The 14,593-nt window shown below is 52.8% G+C and carries 14 protein-coding genes and 3 pseudogenes; 10 read left to right on the forward strand and 7 right to left on the reverse strand.

All coding sequences use genetic code 11. The features are described from left to right. Positions 1 to 8 precede the first annotated feature (8 nt). The 4 genes from NLK58_RS17050 (at position 9) to NLK58_RS17065 (ending at position 6,643) form a co-directional block, all read left to right on the forward strand. Positions 9 to 1,247, forward strand: a complete 1,239-nt coding sequence (locus NLK58_RS17050; RefSeq protein WP_053114423.1) for a thiolase family protein — start codon at positions 9 to 11, stop codon at positions 1,245 to 1,247. Between the two features lie 371 nt (positions 1,248 to 1,618). Then, entirely contained in the window at positions 1,619 to 2,575 is a 957-nt protein-coding gene (locus NLK58_RS17055; protein WP_227507721.1) for an IS630 family transposase, read from the forward strand. 23 nt (positions 2,576 to 2,598) lie between these two features. Then, positions 2,599 to 5,370 carry a LuxR C-terminal-related transcriptional regulator gene (locus NLK58_RS17060; RefSeq protein WP_176443026.1) on the forward strand — a complete coding sequence of 924 codons (2,772 nt, stop codon included), beginning with the start codon at positions 2,599 to 2,601 and terminating at the stop codon, positions 5,368 to 5,370. 139 nt (positions 5,371 to 5,509) lie between these two features. Next, a complete protein-coding gene (locus NLK58_RS17065; RefSeq protein ID WP_053114429.1) occupies positions 5,510 to 6,643 on the forward strand; it encodes a CaiB/BaiF CoA-transferase family protein in 1,134 nt (377 codons plus the stop codon). A 35-nt stretch (positions 6,644 to 6,678) separates the two neighbouring features. Here the strand turns inward: NLK58_RS17065 and NLK58_RS17070 are convergent. Further along, positions 6,679 to 6,858 (reverse strand): annotated as a pseudogene (locus tag NLK58_RS17070) (IS3 family transposase); the annotation flags it as partial. Positions 6,859 to 6,941: 83 nt separating this feature from the next. Here NLK58_RS17070 and NLK58_RS17075 point away from each other — a divergent pair. Both NLK58_RS17075 and NLK58_RS17080 read left to right on the forward strand, forming a co-directional pair. After that, complete coding sequence (locus NLK58_RS17075; RefSeq protein WP_053114431.1) at positions 6,942 to 7,316, forward strand: transposase; 375 nt, start codon at positions 6,942 to 6,944, stop codon at positions 7,314 to 7,316. Further along, on the forward strand, positions 7,313 to 7,465 hold the full coding sequence (locus NLK58_RS17080) for a hypothetical protein (RefSeq protein ID WP_341581377.1): 153 nt from the start codon (positions 7,313 to 7,315) through the stop codon (positions 7,463 to 7,465). The genes NLK58_RS17075 and NLK58_RS17080 overlap by 4 nt, the downstream gene beginning before the upstream one ends. Positions 7,466 to 7,470: 5 nt before the next feature. On the opposite strand, the gene NLK58_RS17085 is transcribed toward NLK58_RS17080, so the two are convergent. Genes NLK58_RS17085 through NLK58_RS17100 form a run of 4 tightly spaced genes read right to left on the reverse strand, consistent with a single transcriptional unit; the run spans position 7,471 to position 10,039 of the window. Further along, entirely contained in the window at positions 7,471 to 7,740 is a 270-nt protein-coding gene (locus NLK58_RS17085) for a hypothetical protein (protein ID WP_248185950.1), read from the reverse strand. Further along, a complete protein-coding gene (locus tag NLK58_RS17090) occupies positions 7,730 to 9,460 on the reverse strand; it encodes an IS66 family transposase (protein WP_376788055.1) in 1,731 nt (576 codons plus the stop codon). Before NLK58_RS17090 ends, NLK58_RS17085 begins: the two co-directional genes overlap by 11 nt. Beyond that, entirely contained in the window at positions 9,408 to 9,752 is a 345-nt protein-coding gene (tnpB, locus tag NLK58_RS17095; RefSeq protein ID WP_016915087.1) for an IS66 family insertion sequence element accessory protein TnpB, read from the reverse strand. Before tnpB (NLK58_RS17095) ends, NLK58_RS17090 begins: the two co-directional genes overlap by 53 nt. Beyond that, positions 9,749 to 10,039, reverse strand: a complete 291-nt coding sequence (locus tag NLK58_RS17100; RefSeq protein ID WP_286894708.1) for an IS66 family insertion sequence element accessory protein TnpB — start codon at positions 10,037 to 10,039, stop codon at positions 9,749 to 9,751. The genes tnpB (NLK58_RS17095) and NLK58_RS17100 overlap by 4 nt, the downstream gene beginning before the upstream one ends. 147 nt (positions 10,040 to 10,186) lie before the next feature. Here NLK58_RS17100 and tnpB (NLK58_RS17105) point away from each other — a divergent pair, with 147 nt between their 5' ends. The 3 genes from tnpB (NLK58_RS17105) to NLK58_RS17115 all read left to right on the forward strand — a co-directional run bounded on the left by tnpB (NLK58_RS17105) (position 10,187) and on the right by NLK58_RS17115 (position 13,554). Continuing rightward, a complete protein-coding gene (gene tnpB / locus NLK58_RS17105) occupies positions 10,187 to 10,339 on the forward strand; it encodes an IS66 family insertion sequence element accessory protein TnpB (RefSeq protein WP_082220567.1) in 153 nt (50 codons plus the stop codon). A 177-nt stretch (positions 10,340 to 10,516) separates the two neighbouring features. Next, positions 10,517 to 11,818: an IS1380 family transposase gene (locus tag NLK58_RS17110; protein ID WP_053114403.1), complete on the forward strand. Its 1,302-nt coding sequence runs from the start codon at positions 10,517 to 10,519 to the stop codon at positions 11,816 to 11,818. 170 nt (positions 11,819 to 11,988) lie between these two features. Beyond that, entirely contained in the window at positions 11,989 to 13,554 is a 1,566-nt protein-coding gene (locus NLK58_RS17115) for an IS66 family transposase (RefSeq protein ID WP_053114433.1), read from the forward strand. Between the two features lie 13 nt (positions 13,555 to 13,567). Here the strand turns inward: NLK58_RS17115 and NLK58_RS20675 are convergent. Together NLK58_RS20675 and NLK58_RS20680 are read right to left on the reverse strand one after the other, a co-directional pair. Continuing rightward, a pseudogene (locus NLK58_RS20675) lies at positions 13,568 to 13,852 on the reverse strand (transposase); the annotation flags it as partial. 2 nt (positions 13,853 to 13,854) lie between these two features. Then, positions 13,855 to 14,195, reverse strand: a pseudogene (locus NLK58_RS20680) (transposase); the annotation flags it as partial. A gap of 151 nt (positions 14,196 to 14,346) precedes the next feature. On the opposite strand from NLK58_RS20680, the gene NLK58_RS17125 reads away from it, so the two are divergent. Next, a complete protein-coding gene (locus NLK58_RS17125) occupies positions 14,347 to 14,574 on the forward strand; it encodes an ATP-binding protein (RefSeq protein WP_053114435.1) in 228 nt (75 codons plus the stop codon). Positions 14,575 to 14,593 lie beyond the last annotated feature (19 nt).

Below are 14,593 nucleotides of genomic sequence, written 5' to 3' on the forward strand. Positions count from 1 at the left end.
GAAATATAATGGAAGATATTTTTGTCGCCGGCGTTGGTATGACAAAATTTGGTCGTCATTTTGATCATAGTTATAAGGAACTGGCGAGAGAGGCTATCGAGCAGGCGCTTACTGATGCTGGAGCTAGCAAGGCTGATGTAAAGCAAGCATTTTTCGCCTCTTGCGTTATCGGTTTAATGCATGATCAACATATGATTCCTGGTCACGTTGCTTTGCGGTCGATGGGATTTGAGGGCATTCCTATCTTTAACCTTGAGGGGGCTTGCGCATCTGCTAGCACAGCCCTTCATTTGGCAGAGAACGCTATTAGGAGCGGGTCTTGTGACATCGCAATTGCTGTGGGCGTAGAGAAAATGAACAGCCCTGATAAGGCAAAAATGTTTTCGGCGTTTGACTCTGCTTGGGATGTTGAAACCGTGAGTGATAACCGGGACATCCTCTTAAAGATGGGGGAGGGAGTCGAATGCCCGGAGGGCTCTCAGTCCCCTAGACCATATTCCATGTTTATGGATGTGTATGCAGCGTTCTCCCGGTTCCATATGAAAACATTCGGAACGACCCAAAGACAAATCGCTGCCGTATCCGCAAAAAACCATCGACACTCTGTTCATAATCCTCTCTCGCAGTATCAGGTTGCGTATACTATCGAGGAGGTTTTGGCCGCACCGCCTATTACTTACCCACTTACATTGCCGATGTGCGCTCCTATTTCGGATGGCGCGGCGGCTGCGGTTTTGTGTAGCGCTGCGGGGCTAAAGAGGCTTAAGGGAGACAGCTCAAGAGCCATTAGGCTGCTTGCCAGTGTTGTGCGATCGAGCTCAGATCGAAGTTTCGATGATTTTGAAAATCACCTAACTGCTTTAGCTGCTAAAGATGCTTATGAAAAGTCTGGCGTTGCTCCAACCGATATTGACGTAGCCGAGGTTCACGATGCGACTGCGATGGGGGAAATAATACAGGCAGAGAATCTCCAGCTAGCGCCATATGGTGGGGCTGGGTGGGCTGCTGAAGCTGGCGAGTTCACTGTAGGAGGCCGAATTCCCATCAATCCATCGGGCGGTCTGGAATCCAAAGGGCACCCGATTGGCGCAACCGGAATAGGGCAAGTTTATGAGCTAGTGACTCAATTGAGAGGCGAAGCTGGAAAAAGGCAAGTCGAAAATGCTCAAATCGCCATTCAAGAAAATGGCGGCGGCATTTACGGAGTTGAGGAAGCTACAGCTGTAGTAAATATTTTTTCTAAATAGTACAAGGTTAGCATGGGCCATGTCGGGGCGCATATAGAGTGTCCCGCCATGGCAACTCAAGCTTTTCGACCTGTTGACTCAATGGATCAATTGGATTATTTGAGACTGAAAATTTTGTATTGTCGTTCCTCAACCCTAAAGGGTGATTTAGTGCGCCGTCTGATCAATATCATCTATGATTGAAGTTTTTCTGTCAGTAAGAGAAGTATTCAATTGTGCCCATGCCGATAGCTCCATTTAATCTGACCCTAAACGATCAATTGAAACTCCATGGCAGGTGCCGAGCCAGCACTTTGATCAAACGCCTAGTTCATCGTGTCAGTCTTCATTTCATAGGGAATGCATGCGAGACGGTCCCAGGGATATCCAGCTTGCTTCAGGTTAACACTCAAATGGTATTCAAGTGGCGCAAGCGCTACCGTGTGCGAGATTTTAAAGGGTTTTATGATTCACCGCGCCTGAGCCAGCACCGAAAACTGAACCGTGGAGACGTCAAAATTTATGAGCACACGGTTCATCAGGGTCCGATACAAGCCTTGCACTGGAGTATCAGCCTCATACGAACATGCCGGGGGCGCGTGTTGGCAAGTGCATTAGCTGAAGAATGCGTTAAATTTGAAGCCGCAACGGCTCACTACGTTAAAATCACGAATAATCCGTATTTTCTCGAGAAAGTTTGCGACATTGTCGGCCTTTATCTGAATCCGACGGACAATGCGCTGGTCCTCATTGTTGATGAAAAGACCCAAATTCAGACGTTCGATCGAACACACCCAAATCTACAGCTCAAGCCAGGCCAAGTTGAGCGTCATCCGTACGATTACAAGCAACATAGCACGACAAGCCTTTACGCGGACTTCAACATTTTGACGGGCGAAGTTATTGGCCGTGTCGCCCAGAGTCATCACGCCTTGGAATTTATAGATGTTTTAAGACAGATTGATTGGGAAGCTCCGCAGGATCTGCAGCTGTGTATCATCTTAGATAGCAACTCTTCTCACAACACCTTGGAGGTCAAAGCCTGGCTCGCCAAGAATCCTAGGTTCAAGGTGCATTTCACCCCAACCAGCGCGTCGTGGTTGAATGAGGTTGAGAAGTGGTTTGGTCAACTGGAACGGCGCGCACTTTATCGAGGAAATTCAATTAGCGTTGGTGAATCGAAGTCAGGGATTAAGAAGTGTATTAAGGTTCACAACGAAAAACTGGCCAAGCCCTTCCGGTGGAATAAAACTACTGGACACGATTGTATCATTGGCATGGCAATTTTGCGCTTAATCGATAATAAGCGTGTAAATTTAATAGGCGCTATATTTGGTGGGCTGGAATGAGGCAAAAACAAGATCTAAGAGGCATGCGACATCATCTGAGTTCGAATTGGCGCCTGCCGTTGATTCCGACCAAACTTTCACCGCCAAGGAGGTCTCAGCCTCTCTTTTCCCGAAAACGGCTGGAGAGTCTTGCCCCGGCAATCATGAAGCATGCTTTGACACTAGTCCAGGCGCCTGCAGGGTATGGAAAGACTACAATCGTTGGCCAATGGGCGGACATGTATCGAGGTGAAGATAAGCTTATAGCTTGGTTAAGTCTCTCAGAAGAAGACAACTCAGAAAAACGATTCTTATCATATCTCATCGCCTCACTGTCAATAACGAAGTCGAATTTCTGCAATGAATCTATTTTAGCGATTAACTCTGAACTATCTTCATCGATTGAAGTTGTTGAATCGATTTTGCTCGCCGAGTTAGAGGCCTCTCGAGAGGAAATCCTACTTACATTAGACGACTACCACTGCATTACTAATCCTGAAATTCACTCGCTAATGTTGCGTCTGATAAAGAATCGACCCGAAAATCTCCATATTATCATTGCAACCAGATCCGAAATTCCCATACGGCTATCTAAGCTGAAGTTGGAAAACCAATTGTTAATCTTGGGTGTCTCTGATCTTCGAATGGATTTTAGTGAGCTTGAGATGTTTCTAAACGAAGTTGTTGAGTTGGATCTACCTAAGAACGTCGCGAGATTGCTTTACGAGGTTAGCGAGGGATGGGTTGCCGGCGTGCAAATGGCGGCTTTGTCACCAAGGCTTCGCAAAGAACCAAAACAATTCCTTAATGAATTTGCAAGCGGATCGAAGGATCTTAAAAACTACCTCCATGAGGTATTAGTGGAACTATTACCTTCAGATTGTGAGGAAGCCCTTGTACGCTGCTCAATTTTAGAGCGCTTCAACGTATCGCTATGCGAGGTGGTTGGTGGGGTAAGCGATGGGAATGCCTTTTTAGAGAAATTGTCTCGGTTGAATTTGTTTATATTTTCGCTTGATGACAATAATGAGTGGTTCCGGTTTCATCGGTTATTTTCTGATTTTCTTCGAGAACGTTTGGGTCAGTTAGGTAAAAAGGAGGTGTTAGCCCTTCATCGTCTTGCTTGCAACTGGTTCGTCGCTCATGAGTTGTGGTCTGAAGCAGTGAGTCACGCTTTAGCCATTGGTTATTCAGATCTTGCTAAAACGTTCATCGAACGCTGTGCATCGGAAATGCTAGAAAAAAGCCGAACGGCCACACTGGTCAATTGGGGGAAGCAAATACCAGAGCATGAGTTGAGCAAGAATATTGACATACGCTTGGCAATCGTCCGGGCTCAGATGCTAATGATGGAGCTTCCTCCCATTCATGGCTTGCTTCATGAGATAGAGTCTGACTTGCAGAAAAGTGATGATGTTGATTTGATGGAAAGAAGAGAGGATTTGCAAAAACAAATACAGACAACGTCATTGCTACTTGCACTACTTGAGGACCGATTGGAAGACGCTAGGCGCTCTGCGGAGCCATGGATGGAAGCGCCTAGTGAGCTCAATAGATTTGAGTACGAAGTGGTCTTCAATGTCCTAGGCTATATTTATCTCCATCAAATGCGTTTTGATGAGATAGTTGAGGTACAGCGGCAAGCAGCTCGAATGACCAATAAGCTTCACTTCGGTGAGGGATACCGAAAAAGTTTTGAAGGCTTGGCCTGGTTCTGGCGTGGACGCTTAGATAGAGCTAAAGCATTGCTGGGAGAGTCTTTAGCGATTTCTGAAAAAATCGCCGGTCGGCGTTCGATGGCTTCTGTGACAGCCATCGCGAGCTTGGCCGAGCTTTGCTATGAGCGTAACAAAATAGAGGAGGCGGAGGAATTATTGGCATCTGCAATGACGGGCTCTTTGGACGCCTGCCTATTGATAACAGCACAAACCATTTATTCGCTTCTTGCTCGAATAAGTAAGCTGCGCGGAGAAAAAGCAGAATCTTGGATATTACTGGATAAGCTCGAAAAGGTTGCCATGAAAAGAGGGTGGGTCCGACTGGAGGGCCACTGCTATGCAGAGCGTATTCAGTCTGATATTTGGGAGGGTGATGGGGTATCAGCAACGAGAGAGCTAGGGCGTTTTGAACAGTATCTTGAGACCGTGAATCCGGATGTTATTGCTAAAGAACTCCTACATGATGATTGGCTAATATCGAAGGCACGAATTGAACTCCTTAATCAACCATCCAAGGGTTTTATAAAGGAGTTGCATGAGCGTATTACTGTTCTAGACCGTCAGGGTGCGTTTTATCGTAGTGCTAAATTCAGAATGCTGGCTGCGCTTGGAGAGTGGAAAATTGGCCAAACCAAGGCGGCTAAGAAAAGCTTAATTCCAGCACTCGCACTAGGTCAAGCGCAAGGCATGTTTAGAACCTTTGCAGATGAACTTCAAGGTGGGCAGTGTCTTCTAAAAAATATTGCTTCAAGTTTAGACGCACACGAAATGCGGTTGATGCCTTATATTGAAGGCTTAGTAAACAATATGGAACCTGCACCAAAATTGTTAGGCAATTTTGAAAAAGACCTTGAATCTGACTCGTTACCATCTGACATTTCTGATCTCGAACTCTTGAGTGCATCAGAGGTTACTGAAAGGGAGCGTGAGATTCTGGAACTAATCGGGGATGGTCTATTTAATAAGGAAGTTGCGAACCTATTAGGAATATCCGAGGGTACTGTCAAATGGCACCTAAAAAACCTATACAGTAAATTGGGCGTTTCCAGCCGAACTCAAGCCTTAAAAAGGGCGCATAGTCTAAAACTGATAAATTAACCTTCCCTCCCTGTCCCGCCCTTTCGAGGGGGGGAAGGTTGTTTATTTTTGGTTAGTATTTTGGGCCGCGAGAGTAAAGTAATACTGCTGAATTAAATGCCATTTCGATCGAAAGCATCTCGGAATATTAGGAGTTTTTATGGGGCCTCTTGAGGGAGTCAAAGTTGTAGAGTTTGCAGGGATTGGTCCAGCGCCGATAGTGGGTATGCTGTTAGCTGACTTGGGAGCCCAAGTTGTGCTAATTGAACGCAAAGTGATGAATTCAAACGCTGCAACAGTTGATCCCACTTTGATGGGAAAGGCTGCATTTTTTAAACGAGGTAAGAAGTCAATCACACTAAACCTCAGCAAATGTAGTGATGTTGAGGCTGCTTTGAGTTTAGTTGCAAAGGCTGATGTGCTCGTGGAGGGTTTCCGCCCTGGCGTTATGGAGAGATTGGGGATTGGACCAGAGGTATGCCTCGAAAAAAATCCAAAACTAATCTACGGTCGGATGACTGGATGGGGACAGACGGGACCGCTAGCGCCTTCGGCCGGTCATGACCTGAACTTTTCTGCCATCACAGGAGCTCTTTTTTACGGCGGTTTGCCAGGGGATATTCCGTTCCCGACGCCAACTTTGCAGGGTGATGTGGGGGGAGGGAGCATGTCTTTGGCGCTCGGTATCCTATCTGCACTGTTTCATGTCAATAAAACTGGCCAAGGTCAAGTGATTGATGCGGCTATTTCTGATGGTGTAATTTATAACATGATGCTTCTGGCCAGTTTGAGGGAACAAGGAGTCATTAGTGATGGCGACCGTAATGACTTTTTCAGTGGTGCGGCTCCGTGGTGCAGCACTTATCGGTGTGCCGATGATCGCTTTGTTACCGTTCAAGCATTAGAGCCTAATTTTTACCAAAAGCTAGTTTCTATTTGTGGTTTTAGCGATGATCCAGACTTTGTAGACCAATACGATAAGAGTTGCTGGCAGATAGCGAAGACGAAGATGTCAGCGTTTTTTGGCTCCCGTACGCAGGCTGAATGTTGTTCGCTTTTGGAGGGAACAGACGCTTGTTTCGCTCCGATTTTGAATTTTTCTGAGGCTGCAAATCATCCTCATAATCAGGCGCGTGAAAGCTTCATTCGTATTGACGGAGTGCTGCAGCCTGCACCCGCACCTAAGTTTAGTCTCACTAAGCAGGTGGTTGGTAGTATACCTGATTTGGGTGAGCACAATGACAATATTTTGGGACCGCTAGGTTTGTATAACAAATCCAATCTCTCTGATTGATATCAGAATCTTAGACGCGAAAGGTCAGAGGGGTTCTACCCCATTTCCACGGACGGTTTTAAAACGGCTGACAACTTCCGATCCTGAACGGCAACTCTACGTCGCATCCTGGGATTATGGAACCGCTCAATGTAGTCGAATACATCAGCTCGCGCTTCGTTCTGAGTGCGGTAATGCCGGTGGTGAATTCGCTCCCGCTTGAGCATCCCGAAGAATGTAACCGTCCGGTAAACCCATCTTGAGCCAGGTGCTGCGGCCGTCAGGATAGTGTCCACTTATTTTTAAGTGGACACTTAACATGACCAACATAAGCGTAACCAAGCCCTACCAAAAACGTCGTCGTTACTCTAAAGAGCTGAAGGCTCGTATCGTCGCCGAATGTTTGAAGCCCGGGGCGTCTGTTTCCCGGATTTCGCTGGATAACGGTCTCAACGCCAACATGGTCCGGCGCTGGATGAGCGAAGCGCGAAGGGCGGCTAAAACACCGGAAACACCTGGATTCGTTCCGGTCCGTCTGCCAGCAGTGGCCTCTGCACCGAGCAACCAATCCGTTTCAGACAAGCGTAGCACCATCCGCATCGAGATTCCCCGCGCCGGTGGTGCGGTTGTGGTGGAGTGGCCTGCGGAGCAGGCCCATCAGTGTGCGGCTTTGCTTCGGGATCTGTTGGGATGATCCGCATTGATGAGATCTGGCTGGCCACCGAACCGCTGGATATGCGGGCCGGACCCGACAAGGCCCTGGCGCGGGTTATTCAGGTATTCGGTTCGGCTAAACCCCATTGCGCCTACCTGTTCGCCGTAAGCGTTCATTCCAAGACGTAGTTGACCTACTTCACGTCCCGGAGAGGTCTCAGTAACTCCGGCGAGACCTTGTACTGCTTCCTGCCATCGTCACCCAGCACGATCACGCTCTTGCGGTTGATCTTGGTGACGATCCCCAATACGGGGCCTTCCCGGCCCTCGAAGGTCACTTTCAGGCCCACCCGCAACTGGCTCAGCGCCTGGAGATTTTCCTGATCCCGCAGTTCGTCGATGCGCCGGCAGATGGTTTGATTCAGTTCCAGCAACTGGTCGATGCTCATGTCTTCAATGCGCATGAACGGCCTCCGGCTGTTTGTTCTGTCGGTCAGGATGGCGTGGGTCGATCAGCGCCCGTAACGGGTTGTCGGCGAACCGGGTTTTCCAGAGTCGCGGCGTCAGGTCGCTGACTTCACTGGCCGGGTGCTGGCTGATGCGTTGCAACACGTCCACCAGGTAGGTGTAGGGGTTAATATTGTGCAGCTTGCAGGTGCTGACCAGGCTCTGGATGATGCCCAGGTGTTCCGCGCCCAGTTCGGTCCAGCAGAACATCCAGTTTTTCTTGCCCATGGGGATGGGTCGTAGGGCCCGTTCCAGGTGGTTGGTGTCTGGCTGTACGTCGGGATCTTCCAGGAACACGGTCAGGCTCGCTTCGCGGCTGAGCACGTAGTTCAGGGCCTTGGTCAGTGAGTCGCTGGGCAGCAGACCGCCTTGCTCCAACTGATCCCGGCACCACTGGAAGAAGCCGCTGACCACCGGCTTCGAGTGATCCAACCGGTACTGGCGTTTCTTCTCGCCGGTCAGCCCTTGAGCTTTGAGGGTCTCTTCATTCCGGTACAGCGTTGCGATCCGTTGCAGGGCCTCGGTGACTGTCTCAGGATGATCCTTCTGTGCCTCGATAAAGTAACGGCGACTGTGCACCCAGCATTGGGCATGGGTGACGTTCTCTTGGGCGGCAGCGTAGCGGGCATAGGCCGCATAGCCGTCACTGATCAGAGTGCCGCTGAACTGTTCGTTCAGCACCTCCTCGATATGGGCCCGGCCCCGGCTGTTCGAGTAGGTGAACACCACTTCGTCGGCATCGCCATACAGCGGCCAGAACCATCCGGATTTCATCTTGCCTTTTTGCGGGCCCGCCCGGCCCTGGTGACCGGCCTTGATGGGCGTTTCATCCATGGCCAGCACCCGGCTGCGCAGCACGTTGTCTGTCTGGGCATCCACAATGGGCCGAAGCAGGTCGATGGCGCGCTTGACCAGATTGGTCAGGGTGCTGCGGCTGACGGTGATACCGGCCTGCTGGATGCGCTGGTGCTGGCGATACAACGGCAGATGGAACTGGAACTTGTCCACCAGCAGCCCGGCCAGCAGGCTGACGTCGGCCAGGCTGTTGTCCAGTACGTTAAACGGAGCCGGAGTCGTCACCGGCTTCTCGGTTCCCTTGCGCCGGAACACCGGGCGTTCACACTTGAGTACCACATAGCTGGAGGCCCGCTGGGCCAGCCGGTAGGTGGTCTTGCTGCCGATCACTTCGTACTGGTCGGCCTCCGCGCCGGTCAGTTCCGGTGGCAGGTGTTCAATGACTTCCACCGGCACATCGGCACTAAAGCGAAGGCCAGTATCGTTCAGGCAGTCGTCGTCCCGCTGTTTCTTGCCGGTGCCGCGCTGATAGGCCTTAATGGTGCGTTTATCTTCATCCGCAGGCTGCTCCGGCAGCGGTGCTTCATCTGGCTGGAACAGGTTGTCCTGTTGCGGAACATCATAAACCTGCTTCTCGGATTTGGGGCCGAACAGCTGTTTCTTGAACCAGTCCAGTTGATGCGTCAGCTGACGAATCGCTTCTGCCTGGGCTCCCAACTGCTCCCGCAACACGGCATTCTCCTCGGCCAGAGCCGAGTAGGAAGGTGCGTTGGAAGAAGGGGCGGAAGCCGTTGAATTCATGGCCGATATTATACCGGAAGTCCGTCTTCTATACCCCTCGAAAACGCTTGAACTGGCGGTATTTCTGCACTTCGATGCCATCGATCAGCAGTTGCAGATCCGTCAGGGTCAGGGCTCGCTGACCGGAGGCGGATAACGGCACCCGGAACTGCCCCTGCTCCAGGCGCTTGGCCCACAGGCAATAACCGGTGGCGGTAAAGTACAGCATCTTCATCTGGGTCTTGCGGCGATTGACGAAGACGAAATACTGGCCGCTGAGCGGGTCGTGCTTCAACTGATTCCGGACCAGGGCGCTCAGGCCCCGGAACGATTTGCGCATGTCGGTGGGCTCGGTGCACAGCCAGATGCGCGCCTGGCTATCGAGCCCAATCATCCGTGCTGACTCAGCCGCAGCTCGACGCCGTTACCCAGGCTGAGCACAATGTTCCAGCCCGGACCGGAGGATGGCGACGTGCCCATTAATGACGAGAGATCCAGAAAACTGGCTTCACCGGAACCTGCCGAATCATCGGTCGACGGATCGGACAGCCGCTTGCGCCAGTTGCAGAAGCTGGCGTAACCAATATTTTCCTGCTTACAGAACTGCGGCGCTGACAAGCCGCTGACGCGCTGCTGATCAACCAGGGCCTGCCACTGTTCTGGGGTACGGTGCTTTCTCATGGGGGTAACCTCGTGTTGAAAAATGTGAGGTTACTGTAGGGCGATTTTCAGCCGGGTGGCAGGACGTCCTGGAATGAACGCTTACTGTTCGCCAACAAGCGAGGCAATCGGATGAAGGTGCTGATCCATGATGGCCTGGGCATCTAGTTGTGCGCCCGCCGGCTGAACCGGGGTAAATTCCACTGGGGCGAAACCTGGCGCGGTGACCAACTGCGCCTGACCGAGGAACAGTTGTCTGCCTTGGTTCAGGGCCTGCCCTGGCAGCGCATTGGCGCGGAGGGCGTCATCTGCATCCTGTAATCACAAGTGCTGTGATGCCGCTATAGCCAGAACCGCGAATCGCCTGCCGAGCAGGGACTTGGCATACTAGCCCGGATTTCTCATGAGAGGGTAGCGTAAGGAGGAAGGGAGCGGCTGAAAGTGCTATGGTTTCAGGACCTTACACCATCACCACTGAACCAACAGCCGCTATCCAAAATGTTACCTGAAAAACTGACCTTCTCGCCACTCTCTCGCCGCCAAATTGAAGCCGATTTCTCCGGTGGTCATATCACCTCCGATGCAGGGTTGCTCCTGCTTCGGGAAGTCGACAAACAGCACCGTCTGACTCAGCGCCTGGCCTCGGTGCTTAACGATTCACGGAATCCAGTGCTGGTTCGCCACAAGCTGGAAACCATGACTCGGCAACGGGTCTTCGGCGTGGCTGCAGGATACGAAGATCTGAACGATCATGAAGCGCTGCGTTTTGATCAGGCTCTGCAAACCGCGGTCGGCAAAGAGCGCGACTTGGCCGGCAAGTCCACGCTCTGCCGAATGGAGCAGCAAGTAACCCGTCAGTCGGTGGTCAAGGCCCACGAATTGCTGTGGCAGCATTTCATCGAACAGCACGAGACACCGCCGAAGGAAATCGTGCTGGATTTTGACGGTACCGATATCCCCGTTCATGGCGACCAGCCCGGCAAGTTCTTTAACGCTTATTACGACCACCACTGCTACTTTCCGCTGTACGTGTTCTGCGGCCGTCACCTGCTGGTGAGCTACCTGCGCACCAGCAGCCGCAGTGACAGCCGCCACAGCTGGGCCATTCTGGCCCTGCTGGTAAAGTTCATCCGGCAATATTGGCCCGATACACGCATCGTGTTCCGAGGTGACAGTGGCTTCTATCGGCCTCGCCTATTGAGCTGGTGCGACCGGAATAATGTGGATTACCTGGTCGGCATCAGCAAGAACAGCCGGTTGCTCAAGGATGTGGAAGCGCCTTCACGACTGGTCCGGGACACGCACCAGAAAGTCGGTGAAAAAGTCTCTGCCGTTTACCGATTCCGCTATCAGGCGCGTTCCTGGAAGTTCCCTCGCTGGGTGGTGGCCCGCCTGGAAGAAGGCGAGCTGGGTTCCAACCCTCGCTTCGTCATCAGCTCCCGCTACGATGACGGCTTCAAGCTCTACTACGAGCAGTACTGCGCCCGAGGCGATATGGAAAACCGGATCAAGGATCAGCAGTTGTACCTGTTCGCGGATCGAACATCGAGCGTCCGGTGGTGGACCAATCAATGGCGGCTGATCTTGTCCGGCTTCGCTTACACCCTGTTCGAGCGATTACGAGCGCACCTGAAAAAGACACCCTTCGAACGAATGAGTGCTGGCAATCTGCGACTGAAGCTGATCAAGGTTGGCGCAGTCATCATCCGCAATACCCGTCGAGTCCGGGTGCTGATGAGTGACGCCTATCCTTACAAGCACGAACTCACGGATCTGGTAAGTCGCCTGGTTCCGGGATAGATGCTCGGGCTCCCCCGGCCCGACGCAATGGGGGAAAGGGGGCAGTATGTCCGGACAACAGAAATTGATCAATTATCAGGCTGTGATGGCTTCATCTGAGCGGTCATGGCGGTAAACCGCTCAGTCTGCGAGACTGGCTGAGTAGCTATGAGAAATCCGGGCTAGGCGGCATGACTCAGCGCCCCGATATCAACCAACTCTCAGCCGATCAGCTCCGTGCTCTGGCGACGGAACTGATGGACTCCCTGGACGCCAAGGATCAAGCCTTGGGCCGGAAGGAGCGGGAGTTGGTGCGCCGCAATGCCATCATCGAGAAGCTGACCCACGAAGTCGCCATCCTCAAACGTCACAAGTTCGCCCGCCGCAGTGAGCAACTCGATGCCGTTCAGGGCAAGCTCCTGGACGAGCTGATCGACAGTGACCTGGCCGCCATCGAAGCCGAGCTGGACCAGGCGATGACTGAGGAGCAGAAGGCCGCTCGACCCAAGCAGAAGCCTAAGCGCACCCCGCTGCCACCGGAGCTGCCCCGTACCCTGATCCACCATGAACCGGTCAATACCCAGTGCCATTGCGGCTGCCAGCTCAAGCGTATTGGCGAGGACGTGAGCGAAAAGCTGGATTACGTCCCGGGCGAGTTCACCGTGGAGCGGCACATCCGGGGCAAGTGGGCCTGCGAGCAGTGCGAGACCTTGATCCAGGCACCGGTACCACCGCAGGTGATCGACAAGGGCATCCCCACCGCCGGCCTGCTGGCTCAGGTGTTGGTGGCCAAGTACGCGGACCACCTGCCACTGTACCGTCAGGAACGCATCTTCGGCCGTGCCGGCCTGGAAATACCCCGTTCCACACTCGCCGAATGGGTCGGTGCCTGCGGTGTGCAGTTGCAGCCCCTGGCAGATGCGTTGAGAAACGCCTTGCTGGAACACAACGTTCTGCACGCCGATGAAACGCCGGTCAGCATGTTGGCTCCGGGTAAGAAGAAAACCCATAAGGCCTACGTCTGGGCTTACTGCACCACACCGTTCTCGGACCTGAAAGCCACCGTTTACGACTTCGCCCCAAGCCGGGCGGGTGAACACGCCCGCACCTTCCTGGGTGACTGGCAGGGCAAGCTGGTCTGTGACGATTACGCCGGCTACAAGGCCGGGTTCGGCAACGGCATCACCGAAATTGGCTGTATGGCACACGCCCGACGCAAGTTCTACGACCTGCACGAGGCCAACAAGAGCGAACTGGCGGCCAAGGCCTTGGAATACATCGGCGGCCTCTACGAGATCGAACGGGAAACCAAAGACCTGCCGCCGGATAAGCGGCTGGAAATCCGACAAACCAAAGCCAAACCGCTTGCTGATGCACTACAGCAATGGATGCAGGCGCATCGTCAGAAAGTGCCGGATGGCTCCGGCACGGCCAAAGCACTGGATTACAGTCTCAAACGTTGGGCAGCGCTGACGCGCTACCTGGACGATGGTGCGGTGCCCATCGACAACAACTGGGTGGAAAACCAGATCCGGCCCTGGGCATTAGGCCGCAGCAACTGGCTGTTCGCGGGATCACTACGCAGTGGTCAACGGGCGGCTGCGGTGATGACCCTGATCCAGTCCGCCAAGCTGAACGGGCATGATCCTTATGCCTACCTGAAGGATGTGCTGACCCGGCTGCCAACGCAGAAGAACAACGCCATCGACGAGCTGTTGCCCCACCACTGGAAGCCGGCTACACCTGACAAGGTGTGATCACCGGCCGCTTACCGAAGAATCCCTCGCAGGCAGCATTATCGCCACAATGACCGACCGCACTCATGCTGCTTACCAAACGGTTGCTACCAAGATATCGCTGGTAGTCACCACTGGTAAATTGACTGCCTCGATCTGAATGCAATACCACCGGGACTTTCCCCTGGCGCTGCCAAACGGCCATCTCAACGGCTCTGATCACCATATGCCGATCCTGCCGGTAATGCATGGGCCAACCAACGATCAGCTTGCTGTATAGGTCGAGAACCACGCACAGAAAGAGCTTTCCTTCCTGCGTGGGCACATAATACGTATTGGGAAATGGCTGCGACAACGTTGAATCGCCTGATACCTCAGGGCGACTCCTTTGCGAAGAACACCGCCGCTTCGCGCAAAAAATCACGCTCCTTCTTCACGCGAACCAATTCTCGTTTGAGACGGGCAACCTCCTCGTCTCTGGGAGAACCAGAGCCCTTGAAGGCCTTGTCTGTCTCCTCATCCGCTTCTCTGCGCCACCGAGACAGCAGGTTGGGATTAATACCAACCTCCAGGGCAATCTGGCGACAGCTCACACCGGGCTGACGGGTTAAAGCGATGGCTTCGCGTTTGAACTCTGGGCTATATCTTCTGCGTCTGAATATGAACACTCCTTTGGCACAGTGTGCCTCTTTTTAGGAATGTCCGCAGTAACGGGGTAGAACCCATCCGCCTCGGAGTGGCTGTAGCCCCCAGGCCACAGAGCCAGCTACTTTCCTTGCTGGATTAGCAGTTCCACGACGAACGGAAAACCTGGTGTTTATCAGCCCGTCAGGTGTGGGCAGGTCAACCCAGCAGGCCCGCTACAACTTGCTCCAGTTGATCGATAGCCTTTACGAATACCGGTCGATCATCCTGACCACCACCAAGAACCTCATCAGTTGGGGCGAGTTCTTCCGCGACGACAACGTGGAGGTGCCGATCATCGACAGGACGATACAGCCACTCACACTTCTTGTGTTGGGAGGCGAAACTCTCGACTGAGGCAGAAAGCTACAAGATT

It is taken from the genome of Marinobacter metalliresistant (assembly GCF_038098645.1).
Lineage (GTDB): Bacteria > Pseudomonadota > Gammaproteobacteria > Pseudomonadales > Oleiphilaceae > Marinobacter > Marinobacter metalliresistant.